Genomic DNA, 18,222 nt, shown 5'->3' with positions numbered 1-18,222 from the left:
ACTGGCGGGTCAGATACCCTCACCATAGGGCACCAAACGTCACAGGTCTTTGTGCGCCAGATCCACGGCCTCGAGCGTCAGGCGAGAATCATCGACCATGGCGCGAAGTATCCGCTGAAACCGGAATGCAAGATCACGGGCCTCTGTCGGCGGAGCAATGCAGTTCACGTAGCCGACGGCTCGGGAACTACCCGTCTGACTCGGTAGCGAGATGTACAGTTCTGGCATGTCGGCAAGTTCGAATCCGACTGGCACCCCGCCCATCACGGCCCGGAACCGTGGATGCGTATCCATCGGCGATTGCGCAAATACCAGTGTCCTGAACAGCGGACCGTAGTCGAGTGAACGACGCTCGCCCAGCGCAGCCGCCACCGCGGACAACCGGATATCCGCGTGGATCAGCGCGTCGACAACTGCATCGTCGGTCCGCTCGATCAACCGGGTCAAACTCTCCGCGGTGTCGATGGTCAAACGAAGTACGACGTGATGGGCGTACATCGAGGCAAAGTTGTCCGGGTGCGGCGCACCATACCCTCGAAGCGGAACCCCGATCGAGACCTCCGAGGCTGAACCTCGTCGACGCAGCAATCCTGCGACGGCCGCGTGATACAACACGAACATGCTGGTGCACATCGATGCTGCCAGCGATTCGAGCCGTCGATACAGCTGTGGGGAGATGACGACCGGCGCCGAGGAACGCTCACCTGCGAGCATAGGAAGCAAACCCAACGTCGGGGCGGGTGTCGACAACGCCTCACGCCAATACTCCAAGTTACGGGCCTGCAACCCAGCTGAATCCGGTGTCGTGTCAGCTCGCGGATCGACATCCGCCACGAGGGTCGCCGCGTCGCTGGAACCGATCAAGGCAAGAAGTTCACAAAAACTGCGATGGTGCTCGGTGAGGATTTCCTCGGAATACAGATCAGGATGCGCTGCAAAATCGACCTGAATGCCGCTCGTTTCGGAGTGCGACTGGAGCGTGACCTCCAAATCTTCGACGGGGCCCACAGACTCGAGATGCAGCACACCCCGCGCGTCGCCAAGCGTGATTCCAGATGGAAACAGATTCAATGCCAGAACCGGTGCGCGAAGCGGTTGCTGGTCGCGGTAGCGGCGGTGCCGAATCGCACCCACCAATTCGACTTTGACTGCCTGCACCAATTCACCAACTCGGCAATGCGGATCGAGCATGACGCGCAACGGCACGATATTCGACGCGCATCCACCGGGCACCCGCGCACTCGACGAAGTCGGCGCCGGCGTCGGAATTCGAAGAACTACATCACGAGAACCCGTCATGCGCCCGAGATACAAGGCAAACGTCGCAATGAGCACCGTGGACAGGCTCACGCTCTCCGCGTCGGCGATGCCTTCGAGAGAGGCGATGACATGTCGCGGCACAGTTCCGGTTCGGACGCTGGGCAACGCCACAGCCGTCGCGGTTTCAGCCGCCAGCGACGTTCGGGTCGGCGCACCCGCAAGTGTTGCGTCCCAATACTTCTGATCCTGGATCCAGCGTTTCGACACACGGTAGCCGACCTCGGTGTCGACTGCGGTACGAGGCGAATGTGGCGAATCCGGAGCCGTGTTCCGCACGGCCGCGGTGTAGATCTCGGCCGCGCGAATCATCATCGACCGCCCGCCCGCAACATCGAGCGCGATGCGATGCACTCGGGCGTACCAAATGCAGTGCTCGTCACCCAGAACGAGAATGGCCCACTGTGTCAGTTGCTCGGTCGACGGGTCCATCGGCCGAGCCGATTCGCGCTGCATCCAGTTCCGGGCCACGGTGTGTGGATCCGATTCGGTTCGAAGGTCTACCACGTCGAACGAATTCGCGCCCCGCTTGCCACCATGACTCATGACAACACCCTGCGCCGGTAGGAGTGATCGGCATCCGAATTCACGGCTGGCGAGTGAACTAGCAGCTTTCAGGGTGTCGACGTCCAGTTTTCCTGCGACGTCCACGTAGTGGCTGACCGTCAGTGGAACGTCGGGCCGAGAATGCTGCGCCTCGAGAAGTTCCTGCTGCTGCGGCGAAAGAACCGTAAGTTGACCCTGACGAGATGACCGGCGATCGCGCGAGGTTCCGAGAGCACGGTGTCTATCGGAACTGCCTTTCACGCGGATCTCCCTTGGGATGTTCGGTACGAAAACGGCAAAATGCCTTCGCTGGTAAATATCGCGCGAACACATAACTCCGTTACCGGACATAACGCCTAACGCCGGCACCTTGGTCAGGTACCGGCGTCAGAGGGGAAAAGCATCAGTGGATCAGACTGTGAAACCCAAAGCTCGAAGCTGTTCGCGTCCGTCTTCGGTGATCTTGTCCGGGCCCCACGGCGGCAGCCACACCCAGTTGATCTTCATGTCGGTACACAGGTCGCTGCGAACCAACGCGCCGCGAGCCTGATCCTCGATCACATCGGTCAGCGGGCACGCCGCCGACGTCAGCGTCATGTCGATCGTGACAACGCCGTCGTCCTCGAAGATCCCGTACACAAGACCGAGGTCGACGACATTGATTCCCAGTTCGGGGTCGACAACGTCGCGCATGGCTTCTTCGAGTTCGTCGAGTCGTTCCGGGGAGGGCAGTGTTCCGGAACCCTGCGCGCCACCGAATTCCGCAGTGGAATCGGGATTGGGGTTCACCGGAGCGGTGGCCTCGGACTCCTGTGTTGCTTGTGTCTCGGTCATGATCCCTGTCCTCTAGTCGTGTCGACCAAATCACTGCTGTTGTCTCGAGCATTCACGGCACCACCGTCAACAATCTGGACAACTGCATCCTTGAACGCCATCCATCCGAGCAACGCGCACTTCACACGTGCCGGGTACTTCGAAACTCCCACAAAGGCAATGCCGTCACCGAGAACGTCTTCGTCGCCCTCGATCTTGCCGCGACTGCTGACCATCTCGTTGAAAGCTGCCACGGTCTCGAGCGCATCCGTGACCTTCATGCCGATGACAAGGTCGTTGAGCACCGACGTCGACGCCTGGCTGATCGAACAGCCCTGACCGTCGTACGACACGTCAGCGACGGTGTCGTCGTCCGCGATGTGCACGCGCAGTGTTACTTCGTCGCCACAGGTCGGGTTGACGTGATGAACCTCGGCGCCGAACGGCTCACGAAGACCGCGACCGTGCGGATGTTTGTAGTGATCGAGGATCACTTCCTGATACATCTGCTCCATACGCATGATTCAGTTCAACTCCCCTGCAACACCGAAAAATTCCTGGGCACGCTTGATCGCCGCAACCAGCACGTCGATTTCCTCAGCGGTGTTGTAGAGGGCAAACGACGCACGGGCCGTAGCCGCGACCCCGAGGCGGCGGTGCAGTGGCCAGGCGCAATGGTGTCCGACGCGGATGGCTACACCCTCGTCGTCGAGAATCTGACCGAGATCGTGGGCATGGATGCCGTCGACGACAAACGAGATTGCGCCGCCGCGGTTTTCAGCGGTCTGCGGACCCACGATGCGTAGGCCGTCGATTGTCGAGAGCTTCGCGAGTGCGGCTTCGATCAGCGCATGCTCGTGTGCGGCAATCGCATCCATTCCGACATCGCTGAGATAGCGCACCGCAGCACCGAGACCGATAACCTGCGAGACCATCTGCGTTCCTGCCTCGAACCGCTGTGGCGCCGGCGCATACGTGCTGGCCTCCATCGTGACGGTTTCGATCATCGATCCGCCCGTGATGAACGGAGGCATCGCGGCCAGCAACTCGGCCTTGCCGTACAGAACACCGATACCGGTGGGGCCGAGCATCTTGTGACCCGAGAATGCCGCGTAGTCGACATCGAGTGCATGGAAGTCGACTGCCATATGCGGAACCGACTGGCACGCATCGAGAACCACCAGAGCGCCGACCGCGCGGGCCCGCCGAACCAATTCCTCGACGGGCGCGATCGCGCCTGTCACGTTGGACTGATGAGTGAAGGCAACAACCTTGACGGCGTCGGTCAATTCGAGCGAATCGAGATCGATCCGGCCGTCGTCCGTGACCGCGTACCACTTCAACGTAGCGCCGGTGCGCCGCGCAAGTTCCTGCCACGGAACAAGATTGGCGTGATGCTCGAGTTCGGTGATGACGATTTCGTCGCCAGGCCCGACGTGCCGATCGAAGCGGTCGTCACCGAGAACGTATGTCACCAGGTTCAGCGCTTCGGTGGCGTTCTTGGTGAAGACGAGTTCGTCGGAATCAGCCCCGACGAACTCCGCGATCAAAGCTCGCGCGTCCTCGTAGGCGTCGGTAGCCTCTTCGGCCAGCTGATGAGCACCCCGGTGAACCGCTGCGTTGCACGTGGTGAGAAATTCCCGCTCGGCGTCGAGCACCTGGAGTGGCCGTTGCGACGTGGCACCGGAATCCAAGTACACCAAAGGTTTTCCGTCGCGCACCGTACGTCCCAGGATAGGGAAATCTTCCCGAATCCTGGTGACGTCGAGCTCGCGCACCGAGGTGGTCATCGCGCTTATGCTCCCTGGGTTGCTGAAGCGTCCGCTGTGAAACGAACGTAGCCGTTGGTCTCGAGCTCATCGGCCAATTCCGGTCCGCCGGACTCGACGATGCGGCCACCGACAAAGACGTGAACGAAATCGGGAGCGATGTAGCGCAGGATGCGCGTGTAGTGCGTGATCAGCAGAACGCCGCCGTTCTCGCGCTCCTTGTAGCGGTTGACGCCCTCGGAAACGGTGCGCAGCGCGTCGACGTCGAGACCGGAGTCGGTCTCGTCGAGGATCGCGATCTTCGGCTTGAGCATGCCCAACTGAAGGATCTCGTGGCGCTTCTTCTCGCCGCCGGAGAAACCTTCGTTCACGGAACGCTCGATGAACGCGGGATCGATCTCGAGCTCGTTGAGAGCTTCCTTCACTTCCTTGACCCAGTGGCGAAGCTTGGGGGCTTCGCCGCGCACTGCGGTAGCTGCGGTGCGCAGGAAGTTGGACATGGAGACGCCGGGAACCTCGACGGGGTACTGCATCGCCAGGAACAGGCCGGCGCGAGCGCGCTCGTCGACGCTCATCTCGAGGACGTTCTCACCGTTGAGGGTGATGGAACCGGAAGTGACCTGGTACTTCGGGTGACCTGCGATGGCGTACGACAGCGTCGACTTGCCCGAGCCGTTGGGGCCCATGATCGCGTGCGTCTCACCGGAGCGGACCGTCAGGTCGACACCTTTGAGGATCTGGATGGGCTCGGCGTTGGCGTCGCTGTTGGCAACCTCGACGTGCAGGTCACGAACCTCGAGGACCGAGGTGGCCGGTGTGGTGCTGTTGTCACTGGTAGACATGAAATTCCTTCAAGATGAGAAGTATGAGGGCGGTCAGGAGCCGACTGCTGCGAGTTCGGCTTCGACTGCGGCTTCGAGGCGATCGCGCACCTCGGGAACAGCGATCTTGTTGATGATCTCGTGGAAGAACCCACGCACGACCAGACGGCGTGCCTGATCCTCCGGGATGCCGCGAGCGCGCAGGTAGAACAACTGCTCGTCGTCGAAACGACCTGTAGCGCTGGCGTGTCCGGCTCCGACGATCTCGCCGGTCTCGATCTCGAGGTTCGGCACCGAGTCGGCGCGTGCACCATCGGTGAGGACGAGGTTGCGGTTGAGTTCGAAGGTGTCGGTTCCCTCGGCTGCCGCACGAATCAGAACGTCGCCGATCCACACGGTGTGCGCATCAGGCTTGCTCGAATTCGGATCGCCCTGGAGTGCGCCCTTGTAGACCACGTTGGACTTGCAGTTGGGCTGGCTGTGATCCACGAGCAGACGCTGTTCCAAGTGCTGTCCGTCGTCAGCGAAGTACACACCGAGCAGTTCGGCGTCGCCACCTGGTCCGTCGTACTTCACCGTTGCCGAGAGACGAACGAGGTCGCCGCCAAGGCTGATCGCCGTGTGGCGAAGAACTGCATCGCGGCTGAGGCGAGCGTGATGCGACGTGACGTGCACGGCATCCTCGGCCCAATCCTGAACTGCGACGACGGTCAGGTGCGCACTGTCGCCGAGTACGAATTCGACGTTCTCCGCGAAGGTTCCGCTGCCGCGCTGATCGAGGACAACGGTCGCCTTCGCGAACTGAGCCAGACGAATCTGGGTGTGACCGTAGGCAACTGTGTCGGCGCCTGCGCCTGTCATCGTGACGACGACGGGCTTCTCGACCTCGATCTCGGCTCCGATCGAAATGACCGTCGCTGACTCGAAGCTCGAGTATGCCTGCGCTGCAATGCGATCGGCAGGGACGCCGGCCTTGCCGAGGCGCTCGTCGTCGCGGCCGACAGTCTCGACGGTGACATCGCTACCGGCCTCGACGTCGACCGTGATCTGAGCGTTGGCAACGGCACTGCCGTCGTGCAATCCGCGCAGACGACGCAGCGGGGTGAACCGCCAGATCTCGTCACGTCCGCCGGGAACCTCGAATGCATTGACGTCGAACGAGGAGAACTGCTCACCCTTGTTCGTGATGGGTGAGCCTGTGGCTGCACCCTTTACAGGAGCGGTCGGGTTCTCCCCGACTACAGCTCCGATGACACCGGTCTCTGGCGTGGTCACTAACCCACAGCCCCTTCCATCTGAAGTTCGATAAGGCGGTTGAGCTCGAGCGCGTACTCCATCGGGAGTTCCTTCGCGATGGGCTCGACGAATCCACGGACGATGGTGGCCATGGCCTCGTCCTCGGTCAGACCACGGCTCATCAGGTAGAAGAGCTGATCGTCGCTGACCTTGGAAACAGTGGCCTCGTGGCCCATCGTGACGTCGTCCTCGCGGATGTCGACGTACGGGTAAGTGTCGCTGCGGCTGATCTGGTCGACAAGCAGAGCGTCACACTTGACGGTCGACTTGGAACCGTGGGCACCCTTGTTGACCTGCACCAGACCGCGGTACGACGCGCGTCCACCGCCACGGGCGACGGACTTGCTGATGATGGTGGACGACGTGTGCGGAGCCAGGTGGAGCATCTTGGCGCCGGTGTCCTGGTGCTGTCCCTCGCCCGAGAATGCGACGGAGAGAACTTCACCGCGGGCGTACTCGCCCATCAGCCATACGGCCGGGTACTTCATGGTGACCTTGGAACCGATGTTGCCGTCGATCCACTCCATGGATCCGCCGGCTTCGACCTTGGTGCGCTTGGTGACCAGGTTGTAGACGTTGTTGGACCAGTTCTGGATGGTTGTGTAGCGGCAGTGGCCGCCCTTCTTCACGATGATCTCGACAACTGCCGAGTGCAGTGAATCGGACTTGTAGATCGGCGCGGTGCAACCTTCGACGTAGTGCACGGAGGCATTCTCGTCGACGATGATCAGGGTGCGCTCGAACTGACCCATGTTCTCGGTGTTGATGCGGAAGTACGCCTGCAGCGGGATGTCCACGTGGACTCCCGGCGGAACGTAGATGAACGAGCCACCGGACCACACCGCGGTGTTCAGCGCGGAGAACTTGTTGTCGCCGGCCGGGATGACCGATCCGAAGTACTCCTTGAACAGCTCCGGGTGCTGCTTGAGACCGGTGTCGGTGTCGAGGAAGATGACGCCCTGCTGCTCGAGATCCTCACGGATCGAGTGGTAGACGACCTCGGACTCGTACTGAGCGGCAACACCGGCAACGAGGCGCTGCTTCTCCGCCTCGGGGATGCCGAGCTTGTCGTACGTGTTCTTGATGTCCTCGGGCAGGTCTTCCCACGACTCGGCCTGCTTCTCGCTGGACCGGACGAAGTACTTGATGTTGTCGAAGTGGATACCTTCGAGGTCGCTGCCCCAGTTCGGCATCGGCTTCTTGTCGAAGGTGCGCAGAGCCTTGAGGCGGATGTCGAGCATCCACTCCGGCTCGCTCTTCTTCGCGGAAATATCCCGCACGACAGCCTCGGAGAGTCCGCGCTGTGCGCTGGCTCCGGCTACGTCGGAATCGGACCAGCCGTAGCCGTAGTGACCGAGGGAAGCGATGGCCTCTTCCTGCGAGAGCGGCTCGGTGCCTGCAGCTGCAGTGGTAGTCGCCTGGTCTGATGTGACGGTCATGCGAGCTCCTTCCGGAGTCTTGTTACTTGACGGCTGCTCCGCCGCGACGAGGGCTGAATTCGACGCGAGGAACATTTCTGACTGTGAAGAACTAGCGAAAAACTTTGGGAACTAGCGGATCGGGAGGTTTCATCTACTCCCGTTCGATACGAGGGGAACGTGTGTCGTGCAGGCGCAGTCACCGTTCGCGATGGTGGCCAAACGCTGAACGTGCGTGCCGAGCAGTTGCCGGAACGCTTCCTGTTCCGCGTCACACAGTTCCGGAAACTCCTCTGCCACATGGGAAACCGGGCAGTGGTGCTGGCAGATCTGCACGCCGTTACCCACCGGCCTGGTCGACGCGGCAAATCCGACGGCGCTGAAAGCGTCGGCGATGGCATCTGCCGTCTCCGCAACGGCGCCGAGGTCGGCGGGATCTGCCGGTTCGACATCTCCCACAATTGCCTGGACCCGCCGCTTGGCGAATTCCTCGATCGCGGCGTCTCCACCGATTTCGCGGAGTTGGCGCATTGCTGCCCCGGCAAGATCGTCGTACGCGTGACCGAGACGCCCACGTCCAGTGGCGGTGATCTGAAATTGCTTGGCCGGACGCCCGCGTCCACGCTGACGGAGCGACGACGCGGATGCGGCGCGGGCTTCACCGGACTCGATCAACGCGTCGAGGTGACGCCTGACACCGGCCGCACTCAAACCGAGTCGCGTGCCGATTTCGGAGGCTGTAATGGGCCCTTCTTCGAGGAGCAGTTTGACCACCGCTGCCCGAGTCTGGCCTTCGACACCCACCGCTACCGGCATTACGACAGGACTCTGCGAGGCAGCTGCAGTGGACTGACCTGCAGCTTCCTTGCTTTGAGTGCGAGTCGCATTTCTTTTCACAACACAAGTGTGACGGAATTCTTTTCGCAGGTCTACTAAGGGCAACCTGCATTACATTTGGGAATAGGCGGACTGCCCGCATTGTTCACAGTTGTCCGAGCCCTGCGCACGAGCCGCTAGGCTTCCTGGGTGCCGCAGACCCCCACGCAGAAGACGACCGCGCAGTCGACCCGCGCGATCCTGCTGGACAAGCCGAAACAACTTGTCCTCTCCACCCTCGGTGTCCGGCCGTTCGGATCCAAGCCCCGGCAATCCGTGATGGCGACGCTGCACGGCGACGAGGACGAGCGCCCCGGCCTGAACGAGAAGGAGACCGCTCAGCTTCGCGGAATCAGGCGTTTCGGCGCCACAGGCACCGTGTTGATGGCGGTTGGCGCACTCGGTGCGGGTGCGCAGCCTGTACTCCAGAATCCGACGGCCGGACTACGGGTGCTGAGTCTCCCCGGACGAATGCCGACTGTCTCGTTGACGATGACAATGACCGGAACTGTTCTGGTTGTCCTGGCGTGGCTCATGTTGGGCCGATTTGCCGTCGGTGATCTGCGAACTCGCGCCGGCGCGCCGCGCCGCATGAGCAGATCACAACTGGACCGCACGCTGTTGCTGTGGATTTTGCCGCTGACCGTCGCACCGCCGATGTTCAGTCGCGATGTGTATTCGTACCTGGCGCAGAGTGAGATCGCGGCACGCGGACTCGATCCGTATCTCATCGGCCCCAAAGCCGCGCTCGGCGTCGATCACGTGCTCACCAGAACTGTTCCGACGATCTGGCGTGACACCCCGGCACCGTACGGACCGTTCTTTCTGTGGCTTGGACGCGGCATCAGTTCGCTGACCGGCGACAACATCGTTGCCGGAATCTTCCTCCATCGCCTGCTCGTTCTGGTGGGCGTTGCGTTGATCGTGTGGGCACTGCCCCGCTTGGCCAAGCGGTGCGGTGTCTCCGCGGTCAGCTCCCTGTGGCTCGGCGCCGCCAATCCCCTCCTGCTGTTCCATCTGGTTGCCGGCATTCACAACGAAGCCCTGATGCTCGGTCTCATGCTCGCCGGAATCGAGGTGGCGCTGCGCGCGGTCGAAGGCGCCGGCCCGATCCGAGGTCGCTCGCTTGCTCTGTTGATAGCCGGCTCCGGCCTGATCGCGTTATCGGCGACCGTAAAGATCCCGTCCCTGCTTGCACTCGGTTTTGTCGGAATGGCGTTGGCCCGCCGGTGGGGCGGAACCTGGAAGTCCTTCTTCTCGGCGGCGCTGCTGCTCGCCGGCGTGACCGTTGTCGTGATCGGCGTCATCAGCGTCGCCAGTGGCTTGGGTATGGGTTGGATCAACACGCTCAACACCGCGACAGCCGTGCGAAGCTGGATGTCGATACCCACGCTTCTTGGCGTCGGGACCGGATTGGCCGGAGTGCTTCTCGGACTCGGCGACCACACGACGGCGATTCTCACCATCACCCGCCCGATCGCATATCTGGTCGCAGTGCTGATCACGGCCAGAATGATGGTCTCCGTCTACATGGGACGCCTCCATCCCGTCGGCGGGCTCGGAATCGCCCTCGGCGCGATCGTGCTGCTCTTCCCGGTTGTGCAACCGTGGTACCTGCTCTGGGCGATACTCCCGCTCGCAGCCTGGGCAACCGCTCCGATATTCCGCGTCCCTGCCGTGGTGTTCACGTCGATCGTGAGCGTCATGCTCATGTCGAACGGCGCCGAATACCTGCCGTTCATGATCGTCCAAGCGGTCGTCGCGACGATCATCACCGCTTTCGCGTTGATCTACCTCACCCGGAATTCCCTGCCCTGGCGTAGCGAGAAACCAGTAGCGGAAATCACGAAAACCAGACCAGTGGACGAAGGCAACTCTGCCGGGGCTTACGCTGATTCTCCGTGACCTCGAGTGCAACAAGATCGTCGACGCCTGCCGTGCGGATAGAAGGCGTCGTCAAATCGTTTGACGGTGTTCGTGCCGTCGACGGTATCGATCTCACCGTTGAAACCGCGCAGGTCGTTGCCCTTCTCGGCCCCAACGGCGCTGGTAAGACCACTACGGTCGAGATGTGTGAAGGCTTTGTCACCCCTGATTCCGGAACGGTCCGAGTACTCGGACTGGACCCGATCGCCGATTCCGGTGAAGTTCGTTCGCGGATCGGCGTCATGCTCCAAGGCGGCGGCGCGTACCCCGGCTCCAAAGCCGGCGAAATGCTCGACCTCGTGGCCTCGTACTCCGCTGATCCTCTCGATCCCACCTGGCTTCTGTCCAAGCTCGGATTGACCGACGCACGGCGAACTCCGTATCGACGGTTGTCCGGTGGCCAGCAACAACGCCTGTCGTTGGCCTGTGCACTGGTGAGCCGACCGGAACTTGTCTTCCTCGACGAACCGACTGCAGGCCTCGACGCCCAGGCCCGTCTCCTCGTGTGGGAGTTGATCGATGCATTGCGCCGCGACGGTGTCAGCATTCTCCTGACCACTCACCTCATGGACGAAGCTGAAGCACTGGCCGACGAACTGGTCATCATCGACCACGGCCGCATCGTCGCATCGGGCACTCCCGCCGAAGTCACCAGCAAGGGAGCCGAGGGTCAATTGCGACTGACCACGATGTCCGGACTGAGTGTCGATTCACTTGCACTGTCCCTCGCCGGGGAATTCCGAGTGAGCGAAGCCAATCCGGGGACATACTTGATCGAAGGCTCGATCGAACCGTCGACGGTGGCGACGGTGGCGACATGGTGTGCCGAACAAAATGTCCTGATCAATGACATTCGCGTCGATCAACGTAGTTTGGAAGACGTCTTCCTCGAATTGACGGGTCGTGATCTGCGGGGATGACGGGAAACAAGGTCGTGAACAAAGCCGTGTCGAATAGCCAGAACAATGCTTCGGCGAACAGCGCCCGGGACCGACGGTTGGCTGACAATCGCTTCGAGCCCGGTACGTTCTCCCCCGATCCTCGCCCCAACTCTGCGGCGAAGATGATGGCGGCTCAGACCAAGCTCGAATTGACGTTGTTGCTGCGCAACGGCGAGCAGTTACTGCTGACGATGCTGATTCCCATCACGCTGCTGATCGGACTGTCCCTCCTGCCCCTGGGCGATCTGGGGGATTCAAGGGTCAGCAAAGTATTGCCCGGCGTCATGATGGTGGCGGTGATGTCCACCGGATTCACCGGGCAGGCAATCGCAGTGGGCTTCGACCGCCGATACGGCGCACTCAAACGTCTTGGCGCTACACCACTTCCGCGGTGGGGAATCATCGCAGGCAAGAGCGCAGCCGTCATCATCGTCGTGGCATTGCAATCGGTCATACTCGGCCTGATCTCCCTCGCACTTGGTTGGCGCCCGACGCCGACGGAACTGGCGATCGGCGCGGTGGTCATCGCGCTGGGAACCGTTACCTTCACCGCACTCGGACTGCTCCTCGGCGGCACATTGCGTGCGGAAATCGTTCTGGCACTTGCCAATGTCCTGTGGTTTGTGATGGCAGGCATCGGCAGTGTCGGACTGATCAGCGAAGACATCCCCGCCGCCCTGCACACCTTGGTACGCCTGGTTCCGTCCGGCGCCTTGGCCCATGCACTCGACTCGGCCCTCGCGTCCTCGATGGACTGGTTCTCGATCGTCGTGCTGCTCGTCTGGGCTGTGATCGGCGGAGCCTGCGCCGCACGGTGGTTCAAATTCACGTGAGCATTTCGCGGAAGGCACTCCGGATAGCCGGCGCAACCAGTGCGCTGATGCTACTTGCTGCCGTTCCGTCAACCGCGTCGTTGCCGACTGCGGGCCCGCTGGCACCGGCCAATCCCTACCTCGGTCCGGTCGGCACAGCAACGATGCACGGCGACGCCGGTTCGTCCGACGTCACTCCCCTCCCAGGGCCGGGCATCGAACCTCACGAGGTCACCGCGTTTCCTCTGATGTCGGCGTGCCCGACAATCTTGCAAGGTTCCGACGGCCTGATCGTCTCTCTGTGCACCACGATGCTCGGTCAGATCCCGACCATTCACCTCATCGATCCCAAGGCCGAGGCGTCACCGTTCGGCCGATCCGTCGCGCAGTTGCCCCTGGCGAAGGGCAGCCTGCTCGGTGGCGTCTACGCATACCTCGACCACGAGAACCGACTGGTTGCCGTCGACGGCAATCGCCAACTCGTTCGCATCGCGCATGCTCAGAACCCCGACGGAACCTGGCGTCTGGAACTCTCCGAGGTCATCGACCTCTCTGGCGCCGTCGCGGCCGACGACAATGTCACCGGGCTGGCACCGGACTGGACCGGCAATGTCTGGTTCGCGACCGGCCACGGAACCGTCGGCGTTGTCGGCACCGATCGGATCGCTCATACGATCGACCTTCCCGAAGGCGAACAGGTTCAGAACAGTATTTCGACCTCGCCTACGGGAACGGCCGTCGCCACCACTCATGCGCTGTACCAACTGAGCCGCAAGGGCGACGATATTGCCGTCGATTGGCGTCAGCCTTACGACCGCGGCCCCGCAAGGAACCCTGGCCAGTTGAGTTGGGGAACAGGATCGACACCCACGTACTTCGGGCCGTCGACGGGCAGTGATTTTGTCACGATCGTCGACAACGCTCACCCGACCGTCAGCGTCCGGGTCTATCGGTCAGATACGGGTGCTGAAGTGTGCTCCCAACCCGTCCTGACCGCAGCCGGCAAGGACGGCTCACCGAGCGGCAGCGAGAACTCCCCCATTGCGATCGGCCACTCCATCTACGTAGCCGGCACCTACGGGTATCCGTATCCGACCACACCGGAAGGCGCCGGTCCTGCGGTTCCAGCCACCGCACCATTCAACGGCGGAATGACTCGGGTCGACATCGATCCGGTTGGCTGTCATGTTGTGTGGGACAACACGATTCGAAGCTCCGCAGTCCCGCATCTATCCACGGCTGACGACAACATCTACACAGTGACGCGCGACGGCTCAGCCGACACGACGCCACTCGACGGTTACTCCTTTGCCGTCATCGACTCGAAGGACGGAACGCAGATCGGGTCCACCACGATGCCCGCCACCGCGGTGCACGACACCCTGCAGATGTCGGCCCTCATCACCGCGTCCGGCGAGTACTTCCAGGGAACGATCTCCGGAATTGTGCGCGTTCGCGCGTACTGACTCAGGACACCGAAGACCCCTCCGCCGCGCTCGACACCTATCCCATTCACATCAGCAGGATTGAGCGCGTCGGCTTTGACAGCAGTTTCAAACCGGCTGGGATGCGAACGCGTCGGGCCGGTGGGCAATCACTGCACATGCATTTGTTCGTGTGCCAGGCTCAGACCATGGTCTGGTATCAGAGATTCATGCCGCCCGACGCCAAAGAGTTGGGTGCAATCGCACACGGTCCGATGCTGTTGGCCCAAGTGGAAGGCGTGACTGTGGGACTACGGTCGATTGTGGCCTACACATCGGGGCTTGAACTCGCAGTTGTCGTGGTAGCGAAAGGCGTTCACGCTGACGCGCTACGACGTCAATACGCAGCGCCGGCGATCACCGATCCTGAAACCGGCCGACGCCGACCCGGCGAGACGCATGGGAGACCTTTACGGTTGAGAGCTCTCGAGGACTCGGTGCTTCAACCCATTCGGCACAGAGATGGCCAGGGATACGAGAACTCCGAGATGCAGCAGCGCGAGTACCTATTTGAGCTGACGCCATTGCCTGACACAGAGGATCTACCCCTCCTCGCAGAGTGGCCAGAGATCGGTCTCGGACCTGTCACTACTCACCTGAAGCTGCCTCCACCCGCCGTACTGGCGGCAGCGATCATTCCACTGCCGTAGTCCCTGAGAGACCGGCGATTCGACCTGCTCCTCGACTGTCACAGGTCGGCGATGATCGAGATCCTCAGATCCGCCGCATCACCGAAACAACTTTGCCCAATATGGTTGCGTGGTCGCCGTCCATGACCTGGTATGCCGAGTTGCGGGGCTCGAGGTAGACGTGGCCGTTACGGCGTCGGAGCACCTTCACCGTGGCCTCACCGTCGATCATCGCGGCCACTATCTCGCCCGAATGGGCCTCGTCCTGACGGCGCACCACCACAACATCGCCATCGCAGATCGCGGCGTCCACCATCGACTCACCGCGCACTCGCAGCCCGAACACAGTTCCGGAGCCGACAAGTTCGCGCGGGAGTTCCAATACCTCGTCAGTGTGTTCTTCGGCGAGAATCGGTGCACCGGCCGCGATATCGCCGACCACCGGCACCTCGACACTGTTGTTCGACGAACCCCCCTTGATTCCGACCAGGAAGGGCCGGACGTCCAGTTGCCGAGCCATCGCCGTGCCCCGGCGGAGGAATCCCTTTTCCTCGAGGCTCTTGAGGTGTTTGGATACCGACGACGTCGACCGCAGACCTACCGCGTCCCCGATTTGCCGGGTGCTCGGCGTGGATCCGTTTGTGGTCACCCAGTCCCGAATTGTGGCGAGAATCTGCTGCTGGCGGAGCGGGAGGGTGGAGGCGTCGAGGCCACCGAACATGTCGAGTTCGTCGTAATGCGTCACTCGGAGAATCGTAGTGAGGGGTGCCGACAGTCTTCTGCAGTAGGGCGGGCTGCCCCGACGACAGGGGGCAGACGCGGAGCGGGCTGCCCCAACGACAGGGGGCAGACGCGGAGCGGGCTGCCCCAACGACACGCTGTAGTTGTTGGGGAACTACCATCGTTGGCGTGGTGAATCGTGTGTATGCCGGATTTTTGAGCTTGGTGGATCGCCTGCCTCTCCCCTCGCTGAAGACGCAGAAGATCATCGCGTTCATCGTGATCTTGACCCAGGGCGGTATTGCTGTCACAGGTGCGGTTGTGCGTGTGACTGCGTCGGGGCTGGGTTGCCCGACCTGGCCGCAGTGCTTCCCGGGCAGTTTTGTTCCGGTCGGCCATGGTGAGGTCGCGATCATCCATCAGGTTGTGGAGTTCGGAAACCGGCTGCTGACCTTTGTGGTTGTGATTGTCGCGGCTGCGATCGTCCTGGCTGTGACGCGTGCGCGTCGTCGCCGCGAGGTTCTGGTGTACGCGTGGATGATTCCGCTCGGCACGGTCATTCAGGCGATCATCGGCGGAATTACCGTCCTCACAGGGTTGCTGTGGTGGACGGTTGCTATTCACCTGGTTGCGTCGATGCTGATGGTGTGGATCGCGACGGTTATGTACGCGAAGATCGCCGAACCTGATGACGCAACCACGCTGATCGTGATGCCGAAGCCGCTGCGCTGGCTCGCGGCACTGAGTGGTGTGGCTCTTGCCGGAGTTCTGGTCGCGGGAACGCTCGTGACGGGTGCCGGCCCGCATGCCGGCGACAAGAGTCTTGACCGGACGGTTCCCCGCCTCGAAGTCGAGATCGTCACCCTGGTTCATCTGCATTCACAACTACTGGTCGGCTATCTGGCCTTGGTCGTCGGTTTGACGTTCGGCCTTTATGCGGTCGGAACATCCGCTGCCGTAAAGAAGCGCCTGCATGTTCTGCTGGTCCTGATTGTTGCCCAGGCGCTGATCGGCGTTGTTCAGTACTTCACCGATGTACCGCAGATCCTCGTGATCCTGCATGTCGCGGGTGCCGGTCTGTGCACGGCAGCAACGGCGGCGGTGTGGGCAGCCGGAAAGGTCAGACAAGACGTTCCGGCAGCATCCGCAGTAGCGGCCTGAAACCACCTGGCGGTCAGCGAACCATCCGCTCCCTTGCGGTGTCGCGTCGCTTCCCCACCGGCACGGACGTAGTGGCCTCAGCCAACCCCATGACGGGCATGTTCACGTAGACCGATTCGTGCTGCCCGCTTCCGACGCGGTATGTCTCGTGATAGACGCCCACATCGCCACTCTTGCCGACGCGCCGGTTGAATGCCCTCCAGGCCGGCAAATGTGGATCGTTCGGGTTCTTCGCGAACGCTTCGAGGTCGTCGAAGCTTCGCCAGTACTGGATCACGGTAATCGTGCGCCCACCCCAGGACATTCGTGCCCCGAGCATCCCCTTGTCCGGCGATCGCTGCAGTTCTCGAAGCATTCGAGGCATCGCAACAAACGCGCCGAACCACTTGTGGATCTTCCAGAGCTTGTTGAATCTCATGCCGATGATGAAAACCACAAACTGGCCGTCGACGTCCGCGGTATATCGGCCGTTCTGAACTTGATGTCGATTCATGAGAACCCTTCCATCGCAGCTTCATGTTGCCCATTACGGATAGTGACACTATCTATAATGGATAGTGCTACTATCCAAACGTGAAGTCAAGGGCAAATCTGTGAGGATCTCCGAGCTCAGCGCCCGAAGCGGAGTATCAATCGCTTCGATCAAGTACTACCTGCGTGAGGGCCTGCTCACCAGCGGTCAACAATCAGCCACCAATCAGGCCGACTACGGCGAGTACCACGCGAAGCGACTACGACTGATTCGTTCCCTGATCGACATCGGTGGTCTGTCGATATCGAAAGTTCGAGCCACGTTGGCTGCGATGGAAGACGAAACAGCCCCGATGCACGACGCATTCGGGGCGGTGATGCACGGACTCGACGAAATTCCGACCGGCGACCTGTCCGCCGATGTCATGGCGGCGTACGACGAGGTGCAGGTGTGGCTGAGGCACAGGAATTGGAAAATCGAGGATGACGCTCCAGCGGCGTACCGACTCGCGGAACTCGTCGCGACTCTGCGCCGGTTCGGCTTCCCGGCAGCGGTATCGGATTTCGACAATTCCGCGGACTTCGTCGAGAGAACAGCCGAAGCCGAAGTTCACTACGCTCGATCCATGCCGGATCGCACCGCTGCCGTCGAGACCATGCTCATCGGGACGGTGATCTACGAGCGAGCTCTAGTCGAAGTGCGGCGGCTTGCGCTCGAAGCTGCCAGTTTCCGACTTGATGAAACCAACTAGATAGACCAATTGCGGCGAAGTTCCTGCCATCAACTGCCGGAATTCGCCGCAATCAGTTTGTTCAGGCGCCGTTGCGGGCCTTCGGGAAGCGCGTCTGGTGGGCAACCCACCCGGCCATCTTCTTGAAGTGGCCGTCGGCCGGCGTGACGATGCTGGTCAGTTCACGTTCCCACTCGGCAACGGTGACGTTGTCGAAGGACGCGACGACGGCATTTGCCGTAGCAAGATCCTTGACCACCTGGTCACCGAGAATGCCGTCGGCACCCACGAGAGTGATGCGCACTCCAACAACGCCGACGGGCTGAATGACGGCGCTTGCGGTGCCGCCATGTTCGGCGACGAACTTGGTGATCGCTTTGACCGTCGACTTCGGAAGTTCCGGCGCGGTCGCGGACGGTGTGGCGTCCGACTTCTCGGTATCGGTGCTCATAGCTCGACAATACTGGTCGGTAGTCCGGCCGCAACATGAG

At 61.7% G+C, this 18,222-nt stretch carries 18 protein-coding genes; 7 read left to right on the top strand and 11 right to left on the bottom strand.

Translation table 11 applies throughout. The features are described from left to right. Window positions 1-39: 39 nt before the first annotated feature. From CJ178_RS05180 to CJ178_RS05145, 8 genes are all read right to left on the bottom strand, one after another. Complete coding sequence (locus CJ178_RS05180; protein WP_179300720.1) at window positions 40-2,124, bottom strand: condensation domain-containing protein; 2,085 nt, start codon at window positions 2,122-2,124, stop codon at window positions 40-42. A 150-nt stretch (window positions 2,125-2,274) separates the two neighbouring features. Next, entirely contained in the window at window positions 2,275-2,697 is a 423-nt protein-coding gene (locus CJ178_RS05175) for a metal-sulfur cluster assembly factor (RefSeq protein WP_033232097.1), read from the bottom strand. Beyond that, entirely contained in the window at window positions 2,694-3,197 is a 504-nt protein-coding gene (gene sufU / locus CJ178_RS05170) for a Fe-S cluster assembly sulfur transfer protein SufU (RefSeq protein WP_033232098.1), read from the bottom strand. Before sufU ends, CJ178_RS05175 begins: the two co-directional genes overlap by 4 nt. A 3-nt stretch (window positions 3,198-3,200) precedes the next feature. Next, complete coding sequence (locus tag CJ178_RS05165) at window positions 3,201-4,466, bottom strand: cysteine desulfurase (protein ID WP_095886278.1); 1,266 nt, start codon at window positions 4,464-4,466, stop codon at window positions 3,201-3,203. 5 nt (window positions 4,467-4,471) lie between these two features. Continuing rightward, a complete protein-coding gene (gene sufC, locus CJ178_RS05160; protein ID WP_033232100.1) occupies window positions 4,472-5,287 on the bottom strand; it encodes a Fe-S cluster assembly ATPase SufC in 816 nt (271 codons plus the stop codon). A gap of 33 nt (window positions 5,288-5,320) precedes the next feature. Continuing rightward, window positions 5,321-6,541, bottom strand: coding sequence for a Fe-S cluster assembly protein SufD (sufD, locus tag CJ178_RS05155; protein WP_045067704.1), 1,221 nt, complete (start codon window positions 6,539-6,541; stop codon window positions 5,321-5,323). Continuing rightward, window positions 6,541-8,001: a Fe-S cluster assembly protein SufB gene (gene sufB, locus CJ178_RS05150; RefSeq protein WP_033232102.1), complete on the bottom strand. Its 1,461-nt coding sequence runs from the start codon at window positions 7,999-8,001 to the stop codon at window positions 6,541-6,543. The genes sufD and sufB overlap by 1 nt, the downstream gene beginning before the upstream one ends. Before the next feature lie 129 nt (window positions 8,002-8,130). Next, a complete protein-coding gene (locus CJ178_RS05145) occupies window positions 8,131-8,796 on the bottom strand; it encodes a helix-turn-helix transcriptional regulator (protein WP_080711642.1) in 666 nt (221 codons plus the stop codon). Between the two features lie 210 nt (window positions 8,797-9,006). Here CJ178_RS05145 and mptB point away from each other — a divergent pair, with 210 nt between their 5' ends. The 5 genes from mptB (at window position 9,007) to CJ178_RS05120 (ending at window position 14,669) form a co-directional block, all read left to right on the top strand. Next, complete coding sequence (gene mptB, locus CJ178_RS05140) at window positions 9,007-10,761, top strand: polyprenol phosphomannose-dependent alpha 1,6 mannosyltransferase MptB (RefSeq protein WP_045067703.1); 1,755 nt, start codon at window positions 9,007-9,009, stop codon at window positions 10,759-10,761. Beyond that, window positions 10,758-11,702, top strand: a complete 945-nt coding sequence (locus tag CJ178_RS05135; protein ID WP_045067702.1) for an ABC transporter ATP-binding protein — start codon at window positions 10,758-10,760, stop codon at window positions 11,700-11,702. The genes mptB and CJ178_RS05135 overlap by 4 nt, the downstream gene beginning before the upstream one ends. Then, window positions 11,699-12,556 carry an ABC transporter permease gene (locus CJ178_RS05130; protein WP_095886277.1) on the top strand — a complete coding sequence of 286 codons (858 nt, stop codon included), beginning with the start codon at window positions 11,699-11,701 and terminating at the stop codon, window positions 12,554-12,556. The genes CJ178_RS05135 and CJ178_RS05130 overlap by 4 nt, the downstream gene beginning before the upstream one ends. Window positions 12,557-12,603: 47 nt before the next feature. Beyond that, window positions 12,604-14,001, top strand: a complete 1,398-nt coding sequence (locus CJ178_RS05125) for a hypothetical protein (protein WP_373557469.1) — start codon at window positions 12,604-12,606, stop codon at window positions 13,999-14,001. A 167-nt stretch (window positions 14,002-14,168) separates the two neighbouring features. Next, window positions 14,169-14,669, top strand: coding sequence for a hypothetical protein (locus CJ178_RS05120; RefSeq protein WP_143547497.1), 501 nt, complete (start codon window positions 14,169-14,171; stop codon window positions 14,667-14,669). Between the two features lie 64 nt (window positions 14,670-14,733). Here the strand turns inward: CJ178_RS05120 and lexA are convergent, their stop codons facing one another. After that, entirely contained in the window at window positions 14,734-15,393 is a 660-nt protein-coding gene (gene lexA / locus CJ178_RS05115; RefSeq protein ID WP_033232108.1) for a transcriptional repressor LexA, read from the bottom strand. A gap of 164 nt (window positions 15,394-15,557) precedes the next feature. Here lexA and CJ178_RS05110 point away from each other — a divergent pair, with 164 nt between their 5' ends. Continuing rightward, a complete protein-coding gene (locus tag CJ178_RS05110) occupies window positions 15,558-16,529 on the top strand; it encodes a COX15/CtaA family protein (RefSeq protein WP_172935494.1) in 972 nt (323 codons plus the stop codon). 13 nt (window positions 16,530-16,542) lie between these two features. Here the strand turns inward: CJ178_RS05110 and CJ178_RS05105 are convergent, their stop codons facing one another. Further along, window positions 16,543-17,022: a DUF4188 domain-containing protein gene (locus tag CJ178_RS05105; RefSeq protein ID WP_045067700.1), complete on the bottom strand. Its 480-nt coding sequence runs from the start codon at window positions 17,020-17,022 to the stop codon at window positions 16,543-16,545. 100 nt (window positions 17,023-17,122) lie between these two features. On the opposite strand from CJ178_RS05105, the gene CJ178_RS05100 reads away from it, so the two are divergent. Continuing rightward, window positions 17,123-17,752 carry a MerR family transcriptional regulator gene (locus CJ178_RS05100; protein ID WP_095886274.1) on the top strand — a complete coding sequence of 210 codons (630 nt, stop codon included), beginning with the start codon at window positions 17,123-17,125 and terminating at the stop codon, window positions 17,750-17,752. A 61-nt stretch (window positions 17,753-17,813) separates the two neighbouring features. Here the strand turns inward: CJ178_RS05100 and CJ178_RS05095 are convergent, their stop codons facing one another. Further along, entirely contained in the window at window positions 17,814-18,182 is a 369-nt protein-coding gene (locus tag CJ178_RS05095; RefSeq protein ID WP_033232110.1) for a hypothetical protein, read from the bottom strand. Window positions 18,183-18,222 lie beyond the last annotated feature (40 nt).

Origin of the sequence: Rhodococcus sp. ACPA4 (assembly GCF_002300185.1) — a bacterium.
Lineage (GTDB): Bacteria > Actinomycetota > Actinomycetes > Mycobacteriales > Mycobacteriaceae > Rhodococcus_F > Rhodococcus_F globerula.
The sequence above is the reverse complement of the archived record's forward strand: the minus strand, read 5'-3'. Positions and strand labels throughout refer to the sequence as shown.